This is a genomic window from Empedobacter sp. UBA7494 (assembly GCF_002478465.1).
Lineage (GTDB): Bacteria > Bacteroidota > Bacteroidia > Flavobacteriales > Weeksellaceae > Empedobacter > Empedobacter falsenii_B.
In genome coordinates this window covers 1-18,899 of record NZ_DLOC01000040.1, presented here as the reverse complement: position 1 = coordinate 18,899, position 18,899 = coordinate 1, and the positions used below count along the sequence as shown (strand labels likewise).

Annotated in this window: 17 protein-coding genes; 11 read left to right on the top strand and 6 right to left on the bottom strand. The window is 32.3% G+C overall.

All coding sequences use genetic code 11. The features are described from left to right. Positions 1-61: 61 nt before the first annotated feature. Positions 62-769, bottom strand: coding sequence for an RsmE family RNA methyltransferase (locus B4E95_RS04055; protein WP_291047079.1), 708 nt, complete (start codon positions 767-769; stop codon positions 62-64). Continuing rightward, the gene (gene tsaD, locus B4E95_RS04050; RefSeq protein WP_291047078.1) at positions 769-1,788 is read right to left on the bottom strand and encodes a tRNA (adenosine(37)-N6)-threonylcarbamoyltransferase complex transferase subunit TsaD; all 1,020 of its coding nucleotides are present in this window, start codon (positions 1,786-1,788) and stop codon (positions 769-771) included. The genes B4E95_RS04055 and tsaD overlap by 1 nt, the downstream gene beginning before the upstream one ends. Before the next feature lie 63 nt (positions 1,789-1,851). Here tsaD and B4E95_RS04045 point away from each other — a divergent pair, with 63 nt between their 5' ends. From B4E95_RS04045 to B4E95_RS04010, 8 genes are all read left to right on the top strand, one after another. Then, entirely contained in the window at positions 1,852-6,447 is a 4,596-nt protein-coding gene (locus B4E95_RS04045; RefSeq protein WP_291090114.1) for a translocation/assembly module TamB domain-containing protein, read from the top strand. Between the two features lie 212 nt (positions 6,448-6,659). Continuing rightward, positions 6,660-7,130: an Lrp/AsnC family transcriptional regulator gene (locus B4E95_RS04040; protein WP_038336320.1), complete on the top strand. Its 471-nt coding sequence runs from the start codon at positions 6,660-6,662 to the stop codon at positions 7,128-7,130. A gap of 33 nt (positions 7,131-7,163) precedes the next feature. Then, on the top strand, positions 7,164-7,865 hold the full coding sequence (locus B4E95_RS04035) for an NUDIX hydrolase (protein WP_038336322.1): 702 nt from the start codon (positions 7,164-7,166) through the stop codon (positions 7,863-7,865). Between the two features lie 9 nt (positions 7,866-7,874). Beyond that, positions 7,875-8,357 carry a hypothetical protein gene (locus B4E95_RS04030; protein WP_219034200.1) on the top strand — a complete coding sequence of 161 codons (483 nt, stop codon included), beginning with the start codon at positions 7,875-7,877 and terminating at the stop codon, positions 8,355-8,357. A 207-nt stretch (positions 8,358-8,564) separates the two neighbouring features. Further along, positions 8,565-9,980, top strand: coding sequence for an L-serine ammonia-lyase (locus B4E95_RS04025; RefSeq protein ID WP_114999998.1), 1,416 nt, complete (start codon positions 8,565-8,567; stop codon positions 9,978-9,980). Positions 9,981-10,244: 264 nt separating this feature from the next. Continuing rightward, positions 10,245-12,131, top strand: coding sequence for a DEAD/DEAH box helicase (locus B4E95_RS04020; protein WP_291090111.1), 1,887 nt, complete (start codon positions 10,245-10,247; stop codon positions 12,129-12,131). 116 nt (positions 12,132-12,247) lie between these two features. After that, positions 12,248-13,009, top strand: a complete 762-nt coding sequence (locus B4E95_RS04015) for an AMP-binding protein (protein WP_291090109.1) — start codon at positions 12,248-12,250, stop codon at positions 13,007-13,009. 19 nt (positions 13,010-13,028) lie between these two features. Beyond that, positions 13,029-13,946 carry an AMP-binding protein gene (locus B4E95_RS04010; RefSeq protein WP_291090106.1) on the top strand — a complete coding sequence of 306 codons (918 nt, stop codon included), beginning with the start codon at positions 13,029-13,031 and terminating at the stop codon, positions 13,944-13,946. A 69-nt stretch (positions 13,947-14,015) separates the two neighbouring features. On the opposite strand, the gene B4E95_RS04005 is transcribed toward B4E95_RS04010, so the two are convergent. From B4E95_RS04005 to B4E95_RS03995, 3 genes are all read right to left on the bottom strand, one after another. Then, positions 14,016-14,342, bottom strand: coding sequence for a hypothetical protein (locus B4E95_RS04005; protein WP_291090103.1), 327 nt, complete (start codon positions 14,340-14,342; stop codon positions 14,016-14,018). Continuing rightward, on the bottom strand, positions 14,332-14,601 hold the full coding sequence (locus B4E95_RS04000; protein WP_349680106.1) for a hypothetical protein: 270 nt from the start codon (positions 14,599-14,601) through the stop codon (positions 14,332-14,334). Before B4E95_RS04000 ends, B4E95_RS04005 begins: the two co-directional genes overlap by 11 nt. Positions 14,602-14,742: 141 nt before the next feature. After that, positions 14,743-15,102 (bottom strand): YtxH domain-containing protein, encoded by a 360-nt coding sequence (locus B4E95_RS03995; RefSeq protein ID WP_291059508.1) that lies wholly within the window; start codon positions 15,100-15,102, stop codon positions 14,743-14,745. A 100-nt stretch (positions 15,103-15,202) separates the two neighbouring features. Between B4E95_RS03995 and B4E95_RS03990 the strand changes: the two genes are divergently transcribed. The 3 genes from B4E95_RS03990 to B4E95_RS03980 all read left to right on the top strand — a co-directional run bounded on the left by B4E95_RS03990 (position 15,203) and on the right by B4E95_RS03980 (position 18,048). Next, positions 15,203-16,405 carry a pyridoxal phosphate-dependent aminotransferase gene (locus B4E95_RS03990; protein ID WP_291074524.1) on the top strand — a complete coding sequence of 401 codons (1,203 nt, stop codon included), beginning with the start codon at positions 15,203-15,205 and terminating at the stop codon, positions 16,403-16,405. A 13-nt stretch (positions 16,406-16,418) separates the two neighbouring features. Next, the gene (gene murB / locus B4E95_RS03985) at positions 16,419-17,438 is read left to right on the top strand and encodes a UDP-N-acetylmuramate dehydrogenase (protein ID WP_291090096.1); all 1,020 of its coding nucleotides are present in this window, start codon (positions 16,419-16,421) and stop codon (positions 17,436-17,438) included. A gap of 127 nt (positions 17,439-17,565) precedes the next feature. Further along, a complete protein-coding gene (locus tag B4E95_RS03980; protein WP_291077697.1) occupies positions 17,566-18,048 on the top strand; it encodes a hypothetical protein in 483 nt (160 codons plus the stop codon). Here B4E95_RS03980 and B4E95_RS03975 read toward each other — a convergent pair. Continuing rightward, positions 18,027-18,830 carry a cobalamin-binding protein gene (locus B4E95_RS03975; protein WP_291077699.1) on the bottom strand — a complete coding sequence of 268 codons (804 nt, stop codon included), beginning with the start codon at positions 18,828-18,830 and terminating at the stop codon, positions 18,027-18,029. The two genes, B4E95_RS03980 and B4E95_RS03975, sit on opposite strands and share 22 nt — an antisense overlap. Positions 18,831-18,899 lie beyond the last annotated feature (69 nt).

Below are 18,899 nucleotides of genomic sequence, written 5' to 3'. Positions count from 1 at the left end.
TTTAGAACTCATCAGTCTTGTCTTAACCGCTGAATTTATGGGGCTTGAAAGTGAAAATCATTTATTTCAATCCCCAATCAACAGCAAAAACAGCTTGTAAAGCTGCAGTTTCAGTACGGAAACGTTGATATCCAAGACTAATTCCTGTGAAATTGTGATCTTCTGCAGCGAAAATTTCATCTCGCGAAAAATCACCTTCAGGACCAATCATAATTAAAATTTTCTGCGGGTTATTTTCCAAAACTGTTCTTAAAGGTGTTCGTTCAATATCCGCTTCGCAATGCGCAATACATTTCGTGAAACCTTCAAAATCCTGTTTGATAAATTCGTTGAATTTTGTCAAATCATTTACTTTTGGCAAATACGCTTTCAACGATTGTTTTGTTGCAGACTGAACAATTTTTTCAATTCGTTCAATCTTAATATTTTTTCGTTCCGAATGAAAAGTTTGCAAAAATGTAATTTCATCAATACCAATTTCGGTTGCTTTTTCCAAGAAAAATTCCAAACGTTCCATTGTTTTAGTTGGTGCAATTGCAATGTGCAAATAGTAATTTTTTTGCTCGAAATTTTCCTTTAAATCAATTACTTTTCCTTCAACTGCTTTTTTAGAAATCGACGTAATTTCAACTTGAGCCAAATTTCCTTTTCCATCCGTCACATGAACCAAATCGCCTTCATTTCCGCGCAAAACTTTCGCAAAATGATGACTTTCTTCTTCGTTCAGGATAGCTGTTTCGTGATGAATTTCTCCAAAAAATAATTTCATTAAATATGGTATTTAGCCACAGATTTCGCTGTGTTTTTTGTAAATAACTCTTGATCAAATTTTAAACTTCCAACCATTGCAATCATCGCTGCATTATCTGTTGTGTATGCAAATTTTGGAATAAAAGTTTTCCAACCAAATTCAGTTTCTCCATCTTTTAATCGTTGACGAATTTCAGAATTTGCCGAAACTCCACCTGCAATCGCAATTTGTTTAATTCCAGTTTCGTCCGAAGCTTTTTTTACTTTTTCCATCAAAATATTAACGATAGAATATTGAATAGAAGCACACAAATCGTCAATATTTTCTTCGATGAAATTTGGATTTGCTTTGACCTCTTTCTGAATAAAATATAAAATTGACGTTTTGAAACCGCTAAAACTAAAGTTTAAACCTTCAATTTTTGGTTTTGCAAATTTGAATTTTGTAGGATTACCAATCTTAGATTTTTTATCGATAATTGGACCTGCAGGATAAGGTAAATTTAAAATTTTACCTGCTTTATCAAATGCTTCACCAGCCGCATCATCAATCGTTTCTCCTAAAATTTCCATCTCAAAATAATTATTGATTTTCACGATTTGAGTATGTCCTCCAGAAACCGTTAAGCATAAAAATGGAAAAGTTGGTTTTTCGTCGTTGGCATCTTCAATAAAATTTGCCAAAATATGTGCTTGCATGTGATTGACATCAATCAATGGAATATCCAATGATTGACTGAAAGATTTCGCAAAACTTCCGCCAACCAAAAGCGATCCCATCAATCCTGGACCACGCGTATACGCAATTGCTTTAAGTTCTTCTTTTTTAATATTTGCCTGTTTTAGTGCTTGATCTACGACGGGAACAATATTTTGTTGATGTGCTCTCGAAGCTAATTCTGGTACTACGCCACCATATATTTCGTGAATTTTTTGGCTTGCCACAACATTAGAAATAATTTTATTTCCGTCAATAATTGCTGCGCCTGTATCATCACAAGAAGATTCTATGGCTAAAATGTAGTTTTTATCGCTCATAATTCGTTGTAGAATAAAATTTATAACTTATTTTTACCCTGCAAATATCGTAAATTTAAACCATTGAAAATAGTCAGACGAATAGGAAGATTTTTATTGTCGTTGATTATACTCGTTTTAACCCTTGTTTTAACAGTAGCAATCGCAATACAAATCCCTGCGGTACAGACAAAAATAGCTCACTTTGCATTAGAAAAATTAAATAAATCGCTGAACACACAAATGTATGTGGATTCGGTGGATATTGATTTTTTTGGACGAATATATTTCCATGGTGTTAAGATAAAAGACGATCATAAATATGATTTTATGAAGTCGAAAACCTTGGAAACGACAATTAATCTTTGGACACTTCTACCAGGAATCAAAAAAGATTACATTGATTTGAGTGAAGTGAAATTGATTGAACCCGAAATTCGTGTGATTACGTACAAAGGCGATTCGATTTCGAATTTCATCAAATTTGTCAATGGTTTTAGTTCTGATAAACCAAAAGATCCGAAAAAGATTTTCAAATTGGATGGAGATTTTATTTTGGAAGATGGTAAAGTTTCAATTGTTAATCAAAATTCTGGAAATGTTTGGTTGGATTCGAAACAACTGAATATGACTGTAAAAAAGTTTCGATTAGTTGATTCTGATATTACGGCTGATTTAGAAAACTTCTGCTTTGTTGCGACAAAAAATAAAGAAAGGTATAACGTACAAAACTTTACAGGAAAAGTTCATTATTCGAAAAAAGAAATTCGAGTTGGGAATTTGAATTTACGAACGGATACATCTGTTTTGAATGGGAATTTGTTATTGAGTTACGATGACCCCTCGGATATGGGAGAATTTGCTGATAAAGTTCGTTGGGACGTTTTTTTTGATCGAGGTTCTAAGATTAATTTTAAGGAAATTCGTTATTTTACTCCTTTATTTGATAAAAATTCGTCAGTAGATTTATATGGAAAAGTAAATGGAACGCTGAATAATTTGACTTTTTCTGATTTTGAATTGAAAGGTGAAGACAATTATGTTGGTGCTTCTCGCTTGCAATTACAAGATGTTTTGCATGGTTCTTTGCTGAATTTTTCGACAAGAAATGTAAAAATTAATACATCATATCAAAAAATAACAAAATTACTTCCAACCTTTGTTTCGAACAAAATTCCAAATATGTTGACACGTTTTGGAAATTTAAATTATCGTGGAGATATTTCATTAAATCCAAATGAAATTCATGCAAATGGTTACGCGGTTTCTGGACTTGGAGATGCTGATATTAAAGCGCAAATCAAGAATTATAAAAATGTAAAAGCCTTAATTTATAAAGGTACTTTAGATGCAAAAAACTTAAATCTTCGTCAATTAACTAATGCAAAAGATTTGGGTTATGTAAGCGGGAAGTTTAGATTTGATGGAAGAGGAACAGATTTGAAAAATATCAATTTAGATGTTGACGGAACGCTTCGTTACTTGGATTTGATGGGCAAACGTTATCAAAATATTACGGTTGATGGTTTGGTTAAAAATTATCAATTCAATGGATTATTCGATATCAAAGATCCAAATCTAAATGCGCAATTGAAAGGTAAAATTAACTTTAGTGGAAAACCTTATGATTTTGATTTTACTTCGAATATTCGTCAAATTAATTTAGATTTTCTTGGCGTTACAAAAAATCTAAATGCAATTGTACGCGGTGATGTAGAAGGGAATTTTAAGTTGACAAATATTAATGATTTTAGAGGAAATATTGATGTCAAAAATCTTTACTTCCGTTCGAAAAAAGATACGTTAGAATTGTCACATGTCATGTTGAATTCTCAAATAGATGGTTCGCATAAAATCATGACTTTGGATGTTCCTAATTATATGCGCGCTACAGTAGATGGTCGCTATAATATTACGGAAGTTGCCAATGTCATCAATAATTCGCTTGTAGATTTAGTTCCATCTTTCCGTCATAAAAAAGTTTCGCCAAATCAGGCTTTTTCGTTTGATGTTTATGTGCAAGAAAATTTATTACAATATATCGATTCATCTATTTCGATTGAACCTGATACGCATGTAAAAGGTTATATTGATGGTACGAAAAATCAGTTGGAAGCGACTTTGGATACGCCTGGAATAAAATATGCAGGAATTCAATTGTTCCAATCTAATGTTAATCTAAACACAATTGCGGAGTTGCCAACGTTGAATGCGAAGATTGATAGTTTGAAAGTAAGTGGTGTAACGATTAATGCAATTAACGTAAATTCGATTCCGAAGAATGATACGATGATTGTGAAAACAGATTTTAATATTGGTCGAAAAAATCCAATTTTATTTAATCTGAATCTTTTTCATACAGTTCAGAATAATAATGATTTGATTTTTGGATTTTCTCCTTCAACAATACAAATTGATTCGACACAATGGACAATTAATCATTTGAATGATGCAAATTCGAATCGTGTAATTTTTAATCGAATTAATAAATCATTAAAAGTTGAAGATTTATCATTAGAATCAGAAGAACAATATTTAAAAGTAAGTGGTTTATTTAATAACAACGTAGATTACAATTTCAATGCTGATTTTAAAGATTTGCATTTAGAAAAAATCATTCCTAAAACATTATTGAATAATCTAAAAATTGTCGGTATAGCAAATGGTAAAGTAGATATTATTCGTACAAAAGAAAAATTAGAACCAACACTTGAAGCTGAAATTGATAAGTTAGGTTTAAATGATTTTGAGCTTGGTAATTTGACTTTACAAGGAGGTTATAATGTAGCGGATAAACAATTTAATTTTGAAACAAGTTTACAGAAAGAGCAAATTCAATCGTTGGTTGCTTATGGTAATATTATTAATAAACCGACAGGTCCTGAGGTTGATGTAGATGTCAATTTTGACGAGTTTCACATCGATTTCTTAGAAGGATTCTTAAAATCTGTTTTCTCTAATATGCGTGGAACGTTATCTGGTGATTTAAAAATTACTGGACCAATTGATTTGCCAAATCTTAGTGGAAATATGATTGCAAAAGATCTTGGTTTGAAAGTGAATTTCTTAGGAACAGATTATTTATTTGAAGGAGAAAATGAATTGCTTGTTTCGAAACAAGGAAAAGGACAAGGTATTATCATGTTGAATGATATTGCATTTAAAGACACTGCGTACAATACAAAAGGAAAAGTTGACGGAGCAATTCTTTTCCGCAACTTATCTAAATGGGGTCTCAACTTAGATTTCGATACGCAAAATTTATTAGTGATGAACACGTCTATTAAAGACAATGAATTGTTTTATGGAAAAGTATTTGCGAAAGGAAATGTAACCATGTTTGGTGCGGTAGAAGAGTTGGAGATTGCTGGAGATGCGACAGTTGTTGGAAATTCTGAGTTAACGATAAATACAGGTAGTACAACAATTGAGTCAGAAAATAATTTGGTACGTTTTGTTCCTAATCAACATCTGGACGAAAAATCTAAAAATAATGAACCGCATGCGCCAAAAGGAATGTCGATAGATGTCAACATTAATGCGTATCCAAATGCAATGGTGAATTTGATTTTTGATGCAGCTACAAACGATAAAGCGACAGCGCGTGGTACAGCAGAAAATCTTAGATTCTTAATGAATAAAGCAGGATTGAGTATTACGGGTGTATATAATATAGAAAGTGGAACGTATGAGTTTAGACAATTTCCTCTTATTCCGAAAGATTTTAAAATCAAAAAAGGATCTTCGGTACAATTTGCAGGAAATCCGCTCGATGCAACGCTTAATATTACAGCTGAATATCAACGTTCGGTGTCAAATGTTGGAGACTATTTAGGTGTAGGATATTCACAAATTTATGATGCTCTCTTATCAATTAATATTTCCGAAACGTTGAAGAAACCTATTATCGATTTTGGATTAACAATTCCTAATGCAGGTTCGGATATCAATTCGCAGTTACAGTCAAAATTCCGTTCAAATACAGAAGAACAGATGCTTCAGTTTAGTTATATCTTATTGACAGGTAAATTTGGTGATGCTTCGGCTGTTCAGTCTGGTGTAACGAGTACAGCTGCCGATATTGGTTTATCGACAATTGCGGGCATGTTATCATCTATTGCAAATAATGTAGATATACAAATGGAGTACGTAGGTGGTAGTGCACAATCAGAGACAAATGATAAAATTAGAACTTCGGTTTCATATCGCGTTAATAATCGTTTAAGTTTGCGTGGTTCGTATGGAATTGCGGTTACAAATAATAGAAATGTACAAGAGAACTTCGATGGAAATTTTGATGTTTCTTATGATATCTCGAAATTGAATAATGGATCTTTGGTCTTAAAAGCATTTACAAAACCTACAACTTTCGGTTTATTGCCAGGAATGGAAAATAACTTGAATCAAAGTTTCGGAGTTGGAATTCAATACAACAAAAGTTTCGAAACGTTTAGAGGTTTCTTAGGTTTAGATGAAAATAAACGAAAAGCAAAAGCTAAAAAAGAGGAGCAAACGCAAGAAAGATTTGATTCGATTGTCCTTCCGAAACAGTTTAAAAGTGAGGAAAGAAGAATAGATTCTACTCGTCAAACTACAAAAGATACGGTCAAAGTTACGTATCAAAAAATTACTCAACCTAAAGTGGAACAAAAACGTCGTGGTTTAGTCAAAATTAAATAAAAAAAAATGAGTTTATTGTGGTTAGACAATAAACTCGCGCAAACAAACAAAAGTGATTAGTTCTTTCTTTTTCGAACTATTATTATAACAAAAGTAAAATATTAAATAAATCATTAAAAAATATTTTGAAGTTTGTTTGTTTTATTTATAATTTTGCTAAAAATTAATTCGATTTTTTATTAAAATAATAATAATAATCAAAAATTAGGAAAATGAATTACATAATTGATGATGTTGATAAGAAAATTTTGATGTATTTGATTGACAATACAAGAATGCCATTTACAGAAATTGCAAAGAAAATGAATGTTTCTGCTGGTACTATTCACGTACGTGTCAAGAAATTAGAGGAGGCTGGAATCATCAAAGGAACTACACTAATTACAGATTATGATAAAATGGGTTATCAGTTTGTTGCGTATGTAGGATTGTTACTTACAAAAACAAACAAAACTCAGAAAGTGATAGATGAATTATATAAAATTCCTAACGTAACAGTGGTTCACGTTGTGTCTGGGAAATATAATATTTTCTGTAAAATTCGTGCAAGAGATACTTCTGATGCGAAAGATGTTATCTACAAAATTGATCAAATTGATGATGTATTGAGAACAGAATCTATGATTTCGTTAGAAGAATCTTTTAACGATAAAAATAGATTGATGCATTCAATTTTTCATTAAAAATAAATTTCAATTTATTAATCATCCCACAAAATGACAGACGAAGAAAAAGAAAAATATTTTCAGGTCGCTCTATGTTCAAGTCTCGTACTTTTCGGGTTTGATGGAGAAGATCTCAAAATATTGGTGTACAAAAAACTAAACGATCCTTTCAAAGGAGCATTGGTTTTGCCAGGAAAATATATTGCGCCAACGGTAAGTAACGATCAAGCAATTCACGAATTGTTGATTGAGAAAATTGCTTACGATGAGCATCAAACATATATTGAACAATTGAAAGCTTTTACAAAAGTTTTTCGTAATCCATTAGGACGTGTTGTAAATGTTGCTTATTACGCTTTGGTTAAATTGACACCTCAAATAGAGGAAAAAGTGAAAACACAAGGTGGAGAATGGTATGCTTACGACCGTGTTCCGGATTTGGCTTTTGATCATAATGAGATTGTAAAATATGCAAAAGAGCGTGTAAAACGTCGTGTGAAGCGTCGTCCAGTAGGGTTCAACTTACTTGGAGATGAGTTTACAATTGCGCAATTGCAAAGTTTGTATGAAAAAGCCTTGAATCGTGAGTTGGATAAACGTAACTTTAGAAAGAAAATCTTTAACTCAAATTTAATTATCGAAACAGGTAATACAACAGATCCTAAACAACATCGTAAAGTATCTAAATTGTATCGTTTTGATGAAGAAAAATACGAAAAATTGAGTTTGAAAGGATATGATTTCTTATTTTAAAATAAAGCTATGACAGATCAAAAAGTAGAACAAAATCAAGAACGTGACGATATTTTTGACACAAAAGTTTTAATGTCTGATAATACCAAAACAAAAGATTTGAAACACGAAGGAAACAAAACATCATTCCTTTTCAAGTCAATGATCTTTATAATGGTTTTCTTGATTTTGAGTATTCTTTATCGTGGTTATCAATTATTGGTGACAAATGATTATTTGTTCCGCCAAATGATGAACGAAGATGCGCCAGAAATGCCAAAATGGTATCCAATTTCGACTCTTGTTTTAGGAGTTATTGCATTGATAGGTATCTTTTTAGTGAAATCTTATAAAAGAATTGGTGTATATATGGTTGTGACATCATTATTTGTGTCAGCAGCAATGCAGCCCGAATTTATGGCAGATGGAACACTTTTTACCATGTTTACATTATTTGTGTTTATAGGTTATGGTTTAGCGATTATCTATCCATATTGGCACAAGTTTAAATAAAAACTTAATAAAGTCTAGAAAAGAGGTTACAATTAGTTGTGACCTCTTTTTTTGATGCTAAATAATTTGTGTTAATATCATTCAATATGAATATTTTAAGCTTATTAATTGTTTAAGTTGATAAAAAAACTGCTTAAATAAAGCGAATATGAGAATTTAACGGCTATATTTGTCTTGTGTGGAAATAATATAAATTAAAAGTACAAAATGGATTGTATTTCAGTATTTGATATGCTCAAAATTGGCGTTGGTCCTTCAAGTTCGCATACTTTAGGTCCTTGGCGCGCTGCAGAAGCTTTTCTGAAAGAATTAGATGCTGCATCTATCTTTAATAAAATTACAAAAGTTCGTGTAGATTTGTATGGCTCTTTATCACTTACGGGTAAAGGACATGCGACTGATTATGCAGTAATGTTAGGGCTAAGCGGTGCTGATCCTGAATATATTCCTGTTGATGATATTTCGAATATTATTAATACGATCAATACAAATAAACAATTAAATTTTGGAAATAAATTTTTAATTGATTTTAATCCCGAAACTGATATCGTTTTCAATCGAGAGTTTTTATCTTTTCACGCTAATGGAATGATGTTTACAGCTTTTTATGAGAACGAAGAATTATCTTCTACGTTTTATTCGATAGGGGGAGGATTTATTACAAAAGAAGATGATAGTGCTACCAATACAGATGTCACTTGTGCTTTTCCATATTTATTTAATACATCAACAGAATTATTAGAATTTTGTTCGAAAGAAAATAAATCGATTTCTGAAATCATGTTCGAGAATGAAAAAACAATTCGAACTGAAGATGAAATTCACCACGAATTAATGCGTGTTTGGAATACCATGTTAGAGTGTATGTACATTGGTTGTCATACAGAAGGTATTTTACCAGGTGGATTGAACGTGAAACGTCGTGCTTACGATATGCACAAGAATTTGGTTGGGGCAACACCTTATTCTAATCCACAAGAATGGATTGCTTCAATCCGAAAAACCAAAGTATATTTTCGTCAAATCTTGAAATGGGTAAGTTGCTTTGCTCTTGCTGTTAATGAAGTAAATGCTTCTTTAGGTAGAGTTGTAACAGCGCCAACAAACGGAAGTGCAGGAGTTATTCCAGCAGTTTTGATGTATTATTTGGTGATCGAAAATCATAAAGCTGGTCAAAAAGAGATTGAACAATTCTTAACAACAGCAGGAGTTATTGGTTCTATTTTTAAGAAAGGAGCAACTATTTCTGCGGCAATGGGAGGTTGCCAAGCTGAGATCGGTGTATCTTCGGCTATGGCTGCAGCTGCATTATGCGAATTAATGGGAGGAACTCCTGCGCAAGTAACGATGGCTGCCGAAATTGCAATGGAACATCATTTAGGTTTAACATGCGACCCGATTGGAGGTTTGGTTCAAATTCCTTGTATCGAGCGTAACACAATGGGAGCGATTAAAGCGATAAATGCGGCAGAATTAGCATTGGATACAGATCCATTGACTGCGAAAGTTCCGTTAGATAAAGTCGTAAATACGATGTGGGAAACTGCAAAAGATATGAATAATAAATACAAAGAAACTTCTGAAGGAGGTTTGGCAGTTGCTGTAAATATTGCAGACTGTTAGTAATTTATTTATTATCAATAAAATAAAATTATGTGTATTAATTGTAAGGATTATGAATGTGTGTTGTGTATTTCAAAAATAATCCTTACATTTGCACAGCCTTTTAGAGTTAAGGTACGGATGTTAAAGAATATTCATTTAGGGATTTTTTAGGCTGCTCAGCCATTTAATTTTATTCTTTCATATCTGTTGGTTAAATAATTTAAAATAAAACCGGTGATATGGAATATAAATGAATTTCATTATCTCGGTATAGTATCTAACATGATTACATTCAAAGAATTAGGACTTCAAGATGAAATCCTAACTGCAATTGAGAAAATGGGCTTCGTTAACCCATCTCCAATTCAAGAAAAAGCTATTCCTCAAATCCTTTCATCAGATCAAGATGTTATTGCATTGGCGCAAACAGGTACAGGAAAAACTGCAGCATTCGGGCTTCCGGTTTTAAATCAATTAGACAGCAATTCAAAATCAGTACAAGCAATTATTTTGTGTCCTACTCGTGAATTATGTTTACAAATTGCAAAAGAATTAGAATCTTTTTCTGCAGATATGCGTGGAGTACGTGTACAGGCAGTTTACGGTGGTGCTGACATCGTTAAACAAATTAGAGGATTAAAAGATAATCCGCAAATCGTTGTAGGAACACCAGGTCGTACAATGGACTTAATCAAACGTGGCGCATTAAAAATTAATGACATCACATGGACAGTTTTAGATGAAGCAGATGAGATGTTGAACATGGGATTCCGTGACGAAATCGATTCTATCTTAGAAACAACTCCAGAAGAAAAACAAACTTTATTATTCTCAGCTACAATGCCTTCAGAGGTTCGTCGTATCGCTTCAGAATATATGCACAATCCAGTTGAGATTGCTGTAAGTAAAGTAAATACTGCATCAAAAAATATCGAGCACCACGTTTACTTAGTACGTTCTTCTGATCGTTACTTAGCTTTAAAACGTTTGGCCGATTATTACCCTAATATTTATGGTATCGTTTTCTGTAGAACTCGTCGCGAAGCGAAAGATGTAGCAGATAAATTGATGCAAGATGGTTACAATGCAGACGCATTACACGGAGATTTATCACAATCACAACGTGATCACGTGATGGAGAAATTCCGTAACCAAAACATTCAAATCCTTGTAGCAACAGATGTTGCTGCTCGTGGTATCGACGTAAATGAATTGACTCACGTAATCAACTTCAATTTACCAGATGATCCAGAAGTTTATGTACACCGTTCAGGACGTACAGGACGTGCGGGTAACAAAGGGATTTCTATCATTATCTCAGGAGGACGTGAAGCGCGTAAAATTAGAGATTTAGAAAAATTAATTGCTTCTAAAATCGAGCCTAAAAACGTACCAACTGGAGCAGAAATCTGTGAAAAACGTTTAATTTCTTTAATCGATAAAATCGAGAATATTGAAGTTGATGAAGAATTAATCGAGCCTTACATGGAAACTGTAAACGAAAAATTGGCAAACTTAGATCGTGACGATTTATTAAAACGTTTCATGACAGTTGAGTTCAATTCTTTCTTAGAATATTACAAAAACACGAAAGATATTTCTTCTGAAGGAGATCGTGGTGATAGAGGAAATCGTTCTTCTAACCGTCGTGGAGGTCGTGATTTCTCTCGTTTCTTTATCAATATTGGTCAAAAACACAACTTACGTGTTCCAAACTTAATTGGTTTAATCAACGAGCAAACTCGTAACCGTAACATCGAAATCGGAAAAATTGAAATTTTACGTAATTTCTCTTTCTTTGAAGTTGATACACAATTCGAATCATTAGTGTTAGAATCTTTCAAAGATGCACAACGTGATGGTGTAGATTTAGATGTTCAAATCTCTAAACCAGAACCAAGACGTGGTGATGGTGAGCGTCGTGGTGGAGATCGTCGTCGTAATGATAGAGGAGATTCTCGCGGACGTGGTTTCAACAGCCGTCGTGATAATGACCGTGAAAGAAGTGGAGGTTATCGTGGTGGAGATCGTGATCGCGGAGGAGACAGAGGTGGATTCCGTGGTGGAGATCGTGACCGTGATTCAAGAGATTCAAGAGGTGGAGATCGTGGTGGTTACCGCGGTGGAGATCGTAACAGAACAGGAAACTCGAGAAGAGGTAGAGATTAATATATTCTCAATAAATAATAAAAAAAGGATGATTTTAAGAAATCATCCTTTTTTTTATTCATAAAACTTCTGTTTAAATAAATAATTTTTCTATATTTATTCAAAACCACAAATAAATGACAGTACAAGAATTGTTTAACTCTATTCGATTATCCATCGAAAAAGAGAATTATACGCAATTAAAAGAAATTAAAATTTTTAAGCCAGAAAAATTCAATTGGGTGAAGGATATTTTTGAGCTTTATAATGTCGCTCAATTAGGAACTCAAAAAGGTTTAATTTGGAAGTATAATGAAGAACGAGATAATTATACTTTTCAGGATTTAGCTGATAAATACAATCAATTTTTAAACTATTTAAGAAACAAAGGAATTGTACAAGGAGACAAAATGTTTTCTCAAGTTCCATTATTACCGATTACTTGGATTGGTTATTTGGCTTCTATCAAAGGCGGATTAATTATTATTCCAGCCGCAACAACCTTAGAAGCAAGAGATTTAACATTTAGATTCGAGTCTTCTTTTCCAGAAGTTGCTTTAGCAGATCAAGCAAATGCATCGAAAATAGATGAAGCAGAAGCAAAATTTGATAAAAAGATCAAGGTAAAATTAATTACAGAAGGCGAGAGAGAAGGTTGGACAAATATCAATGAGTTATGGAAAGAATCTACACAAGCTGAGGCTGCAGATACAAATCCTGACGATGATTTATTCTATTTCTTTACTTCAGGAACGACAGGAATGCCGAAAGTTGTGGTGCATTCGCATTACACTTATCCGCTTGGAGGTTTCACGACATCTTCTTGGGTAGGAATGAAAAAAGGCGATTTGCATTACAATATTTCTCAACCAGGTTGGGCGAAATTTTTTTTGGAGTAGTTTCTTTGCTCCGTGGAATATGGGTGCGACAATTTTGGGTTATCATGCAGATAAATTTGTTCCGAAAGAACAATTACAAACTATTCAAGATTTGGGTGTAACAACCTTTTGCGCGCCGCCAACAGCTTTACGTGTATTTATTTTAGAAGATTTGAAAAGTTATGATTTCAAACTTCGTCAATGTGTTGCAGCTGGTGAACCTCTTAATCCTGAAATTATTGATGTTTGGAAAGAAGGCACAGGAATTACGATTCGTGATGGTTACGGACAATCAGAATCTACTGCCATGATAGCGAATTTGCCAAATGAGAAGATTAAATACGGATCGATGGGTAAACCTGCATTTTTGTATGATATTGTGATTGCAGATGATGATGGAAATATTGTGCAAGATTGCGAAGAAGGAAATATTTGTGTTGTGCATAATGAAGAAACCATCAATGGAATTTTCAAAACTTATTTGATTCAGAAAGATAAAATGATGAAAGTTTTCAAACATGGATTATATTATACTGGAGACAAAGCTTATAAGGACGAAGACGGCTATGTTTGGTTTGTTGGGCGTGATGATGATGTGATAAAAGCGTCTGATTTCCGTGTAGGACCATTTGAAGTAGAAAGTGTTTTGTTGGAGCATGATGCAATTATGGAAGCTGCAGTTGTTGCTAGTCCGCACGATTTACGCAGTAATGCTGTAAAAGCTTTTGTGATTTTAGCGCCTGGTCATAAAGCGTCGGAAGAATTAGCGAAAGATATTTTTAGATATACAGAAGAGCATTTAGCACGTTATAAAATACCGCGTATTGTACAGTTTGTGGAGAGTTTACCAAAAACAATTTCAGGAAAAATACGTCGTGTGGAATTGCGAAATCAAGAAGCTATCGATAAAAAGAATAAAACGATTATACCAAACGAATATTTTCACGAAAAATATTAGTCGAGCTTAAAATTAACACACACAAAAAAACCACTTCAAACGAAGTGGTCTTTTTATTATCAAATAATTTTATAATTTTTCTTCTATGTATTCCTGAATTTTACTCGTAATGATTGGAACCGCTATCATAATCAATCCAGATATTACAATTTTTGTAATCCCTTTCATTGGATATTTTTTTGAAGCTTTATCTCCAACCCAATTTAATGCGCTTTCAACTTTAGAAGAAGTGAAACTTGTATCAGATTTTAAATTTGTTACAAGACTTACTGCTTTGTTTACAAATGAATTATCGTGCTTATTTTCAGCAACTTTCATTTGCAATTTTAGTTTACGCTTTGCTATTCGCAAATCGTCTAAATTTTTTATCGCAGATATTTGTTCTTTATTCTTCATCGTCGTCTTCATCATCGTTGTTAGACATGGCTTCCATAGCGTTTTCTACGGCAATATTTGTCAAGAAAAGTTTTAATTTCTTTCTAAATAAAATAGAAAGAACCATCATTAAGAAATAAATTCCAGTTACAGTAAGAAAACCTAATCCTATATCATTAAAATAACCTCCTAAAATAAATCCTAATGCTAAACTTCCTAATAATAATATAAACAAAGAAAATACAGCAATAATTAATATATAAATACCGCTCGCCAGCATGTTGCTCAGCGAATCTACGAGATCATATTTTGCTAAAGTTATTCTATTATTAATATAAACTTTTAGTTCATTAAACATAAAATTGATTTATTTAAGACAAAGTTAATTATAAATTTTAAGAAATGTTGTGTTTCGAAGAAATTAAACTCCTACGTTTTCTTGAAACTCGTCTTTTAAATCTTCTTTTGTTTGGTTTGCTTTAGATTTTAAATCTTTTCCAGCTTCTTTTGCTTTAGAAACAAACTCATCTTTTTGCTCAACTAATTTTGATTTTACTTCATCTAGTTTAGCTTCTAATTCTTTTTTCGTTTTTTTCGCTTTATCAGAAAAATCATTTGCGTATTTGTCTAACTCTTTTTTGTATTTGTCAGCTTCTTTTTTTAATTTTTTGCGAGTGTCTTTACCTGATTCTGGTGCATATAATAAACCTACTACTGCTCCGATTGCTGTTCCGATTGCTAAACCTGCTAATAATTTAGTTGCATTATTTAATTTACTCATAATAAAGTTTTTTTTGAGATTAAACGTTTTTTATATTTACACTTTAAAATTACAAAAACAATACCAAAGAATTCAAATCAAATTTAAAAAATTACAATAAATGTTAATATTATCTGAAAAATCACAAAATATGCCAGCTTCTCCAATCAGAAAGTTGGTGCCTTACGCAGATGCAGCGAAAAAAAGAGGAACGAAAGTTTATCACTTAAATATTGGACAACCTGATATTGAGTCGCCAAAAGCTGTTTTAGAAGGATTGAAAAATTTCCCTTCAAACATTATTTCTTATACACACTCAGAAGGAACGTTGGAATATCGCCAAGCTTTGGCAGATTATTTTACAAATCGAGGAATCGAATTAACACCAGAAAATTTTATTGCAACATTAGGAGGTTCGGAAGCTTTATTATTTATTTTCGGAATTATTGCAAATCCAGGTGATGAAATTATTATTCCAGAACCTTTTTATGCAAATTATAACGGATTTACATGTGAAAATGATGTAAATATTGTTCCAGTTCCATCTACAATCGAAAATAATTTTGCTCTACCATCTGTTGAGGAGTTTGCGAAAAAAATTACAGATAAAACACGTGCAATTTTAATTTGTAATCCTGGAAACCCAACTGGATATGTATATTCGAAAGAAGAATTAAATCAATTGAAAGAATTAGTTCTTAAACATGATATCTATTTAATTTCGGATGAAGTTTATGCAGAATATTTATATACAGAAGAAGAATTTACATCTGTTTTAAGTTTTCCAGAACTGAAAGATAATGCAATTGTAATTGATTCAGAATCGAAACGTTTTTCTTTATGTGGAGCACGTTCTGGAGCTTTGATTACACGTAACGAGAAATTCTTAAAAGCTGCAATGTTATATGCACAAGCGCGTTTAAGTCCTGTTGAAATTTCTCAATACATTGCAACTTTAGCCCACAGAAATGTTGGAACTTATTTCGAAGATTGTCGTACAGAATATTTAAAACGTCGCAATACATTAGTTGCAGGTTTACAGCAAATTCCGGGAGTGGTTTGCCCAAATCCAAAAGGGGCTTTCTACTGTATGATTCAATTACCAGTTGATAGCGCAGAGAAATTTGCAATTTGGTTATTAGAATCTTTCTCGTCAAATGGAGAAACAGTAATGTTGGCGCCAGGAGCAGGATTTTATTCAACTCCAAATTCAGGAATTCAAGAAGTTCGTTTGGCTTATGTTCTGAAAGAAGAAGATTTGGTTCGTTCTGTTGAAATCTTGAAAGAAGCTTTAGAACAATATCCAGGAACAATTAAATCATAAGAAAAATAAGAAGATGGAAATCATCGAAAATTATTCATTAAAATTATATAACACATTTGGAATAGAAGCAAAAGCAAAATATTTTGCTGATGTTGCGACTATTCAAGATTTGCGAAAAGTGTTGGTTTTTCGTCGTCAAAAAGATTTACCGATTTTATTTATTGGTGGAGGAAGTAATATGCTTTTTGTAGACGATTTTCCGGGAATTGTGTTAAAATTGAATTTGAAAGGAATCGAAATTATCAATGAAGATGATGATTTTGTGTACGTAAAAGCGCAAGGAAGCGAGAATTGGCACAATTTTGTTGAATGGACGTTGCAAAATGATTTTGGAGGATTAGAAAATCTTTCGTTGATTCCTGGAAATGTTGGTACGGCGCCGATGCAAAATATTGGTGCGTATGGCGTTGAGGTCAAAGATTATATTGAAGAAGTTCAAACATTAGTTTTGGAAACGGGTGATGAGCGTACTTTTACAAATGAAGAATGTCATTTTGGTTACCGCGAATCTGTTTTCAAAAATGAATTGAGAGGACAATATGTTTTGGTAGCGGTTACATTTAAGTTGACGAAGAAAAATCATAAACTTCATGTGGAATATGGAGCAATAAAATATGAATTGGAAAAGGAGCAAATTTTTGATCCAACGATTCAAGAGATTAGTGCAGCTGTGATCAAAATTCGTCAAAGCAAATTACCAGATCCTTCACAGATTGGGAATTCAGGAAGTTTCTTTAAAAATCCTGTCATTTCGAATGAAGAATTTTCTGAAATAGAAAAACTTCATCCAGAAATTTCTCATTACAAAACTGATTCAGGTGTGAAATTAGCCGCAGGTTGGTTGATAGAACATGCAGGTTGGAAAGGAAAACGTTTTGGTGATGCAGGAGTTCACGATAAACAAGCTTTGGTTTTGGTGAATTATGGCAATGCAACTGGACGCGAAATATATGATTTATCTGAACGAATTATAGAAGATGTGAAAGCCAAATATGGTGTAACATTGGTTCGAGAAGTCAATATTATACAATAATTTAAATCTCGCTGATAAGCGGGATTTTTTTGTTATATTTAGTTTATGAATAAATTCATAATATTTGTTTTAGGGTTCATTTTATTTGGTTGTAATAAAGAAGAGTGTGTTTTATGATGATTATTTTATGAATAATCAGACAGATGATAAGCCTACTGTTTATGTTGCTTCATCAAATAATTCATGTAATGAATTGTATTTAAAAAGTAATTTCTATTATAAAGGGAAAGATTATTATGTAAATGATAGAATATCGATACAAGATAGCTTTTATTCATATTCTTCTCAAAATAATCAACTTATTTTTGATTTTAGTGATAAAAAGAGAAATGGATTCTTATTATTGAATGATTCAACAAGACTTCAAGTTAAATTTTTTATGGATATTGAATTTAAAAATAGAAAATTTAGATTATTTAAAATAGACAATGTTGAAAATTATTATCAACTGAATTTATCTTCTGTTTTAGTTGTGAATTATAATAATGGAATCGTTGGTAGCTTTATAACAGGAAAAGAAAATAATCAATGGATGGTTACAAGATATCAAGGATTTATTCCAAATAAAAATTATTTCTATTCCATTTTTCAAAAAGGTGAACTATTATAATTTTTTATAATCTCCACAATTTTATCCAAACCATCGTTTAAAGCAGCAGGACCAGGTTGTAAAATCAATTCAGATTTTATTTCGTATAACTGATTTTGTTGAACAGCTTTTACATTTTCGAAACCAATTCGTTGTTTTACTTTTTCGGGTTTGAACATTTTACCACACCACGAACCGATAATAATTTCTGGATTTCGTTCTATTACTTGTTCGTCTAACAAAATGCGATCTTTTGCCAAAGCTTTATTTTTGAGTTCTGGAAAAGCTAATTTTCCACCAGCAATTTCAATCAAATCATTTACCCAAGCACTTCCCGAAATAATTGGCTCGTCCCATTCTTCAAAAAAAACGGTTGGATGATAGGGAAGGAGAGCAGCTTGTTGTTTTACTTCTTCGAGTTTCTTTTCGTAAGATTCGACTAATTTTAAGCCTTTTTCTTGGCAGCCAATCAATGACGTAAATTGTAAAATCATGTTTAAAATTTCATCAACTGTTCGATGATTAAAAATAAAAACATTAATTCCTCTTTTAATTAATTCTGCTGCTATATCAGCTTGCAAATCCGAATATCCTACAACCAAATCTGGCTTCAAATTGAAAATATCTTCAAATTTTGCATCTAAAAAAGTTGAAACTTTAGGTTTTTCTTTTCGTGCTTGTGGCGGACGATATGTAAATCCACTAATTCCTACTAAACGATGTTGTTCGTTAATATTATACAGAATTTCGGTTCCTTCTTCGGTTAAGCAAACAATGCGTTGAGGATATCGATTTGATGACATTTAATTATGATTAATAATAACTAAAATTAAGATTAAAATATGTAAAATAAAAAGAGGCTGTCTCAAAAG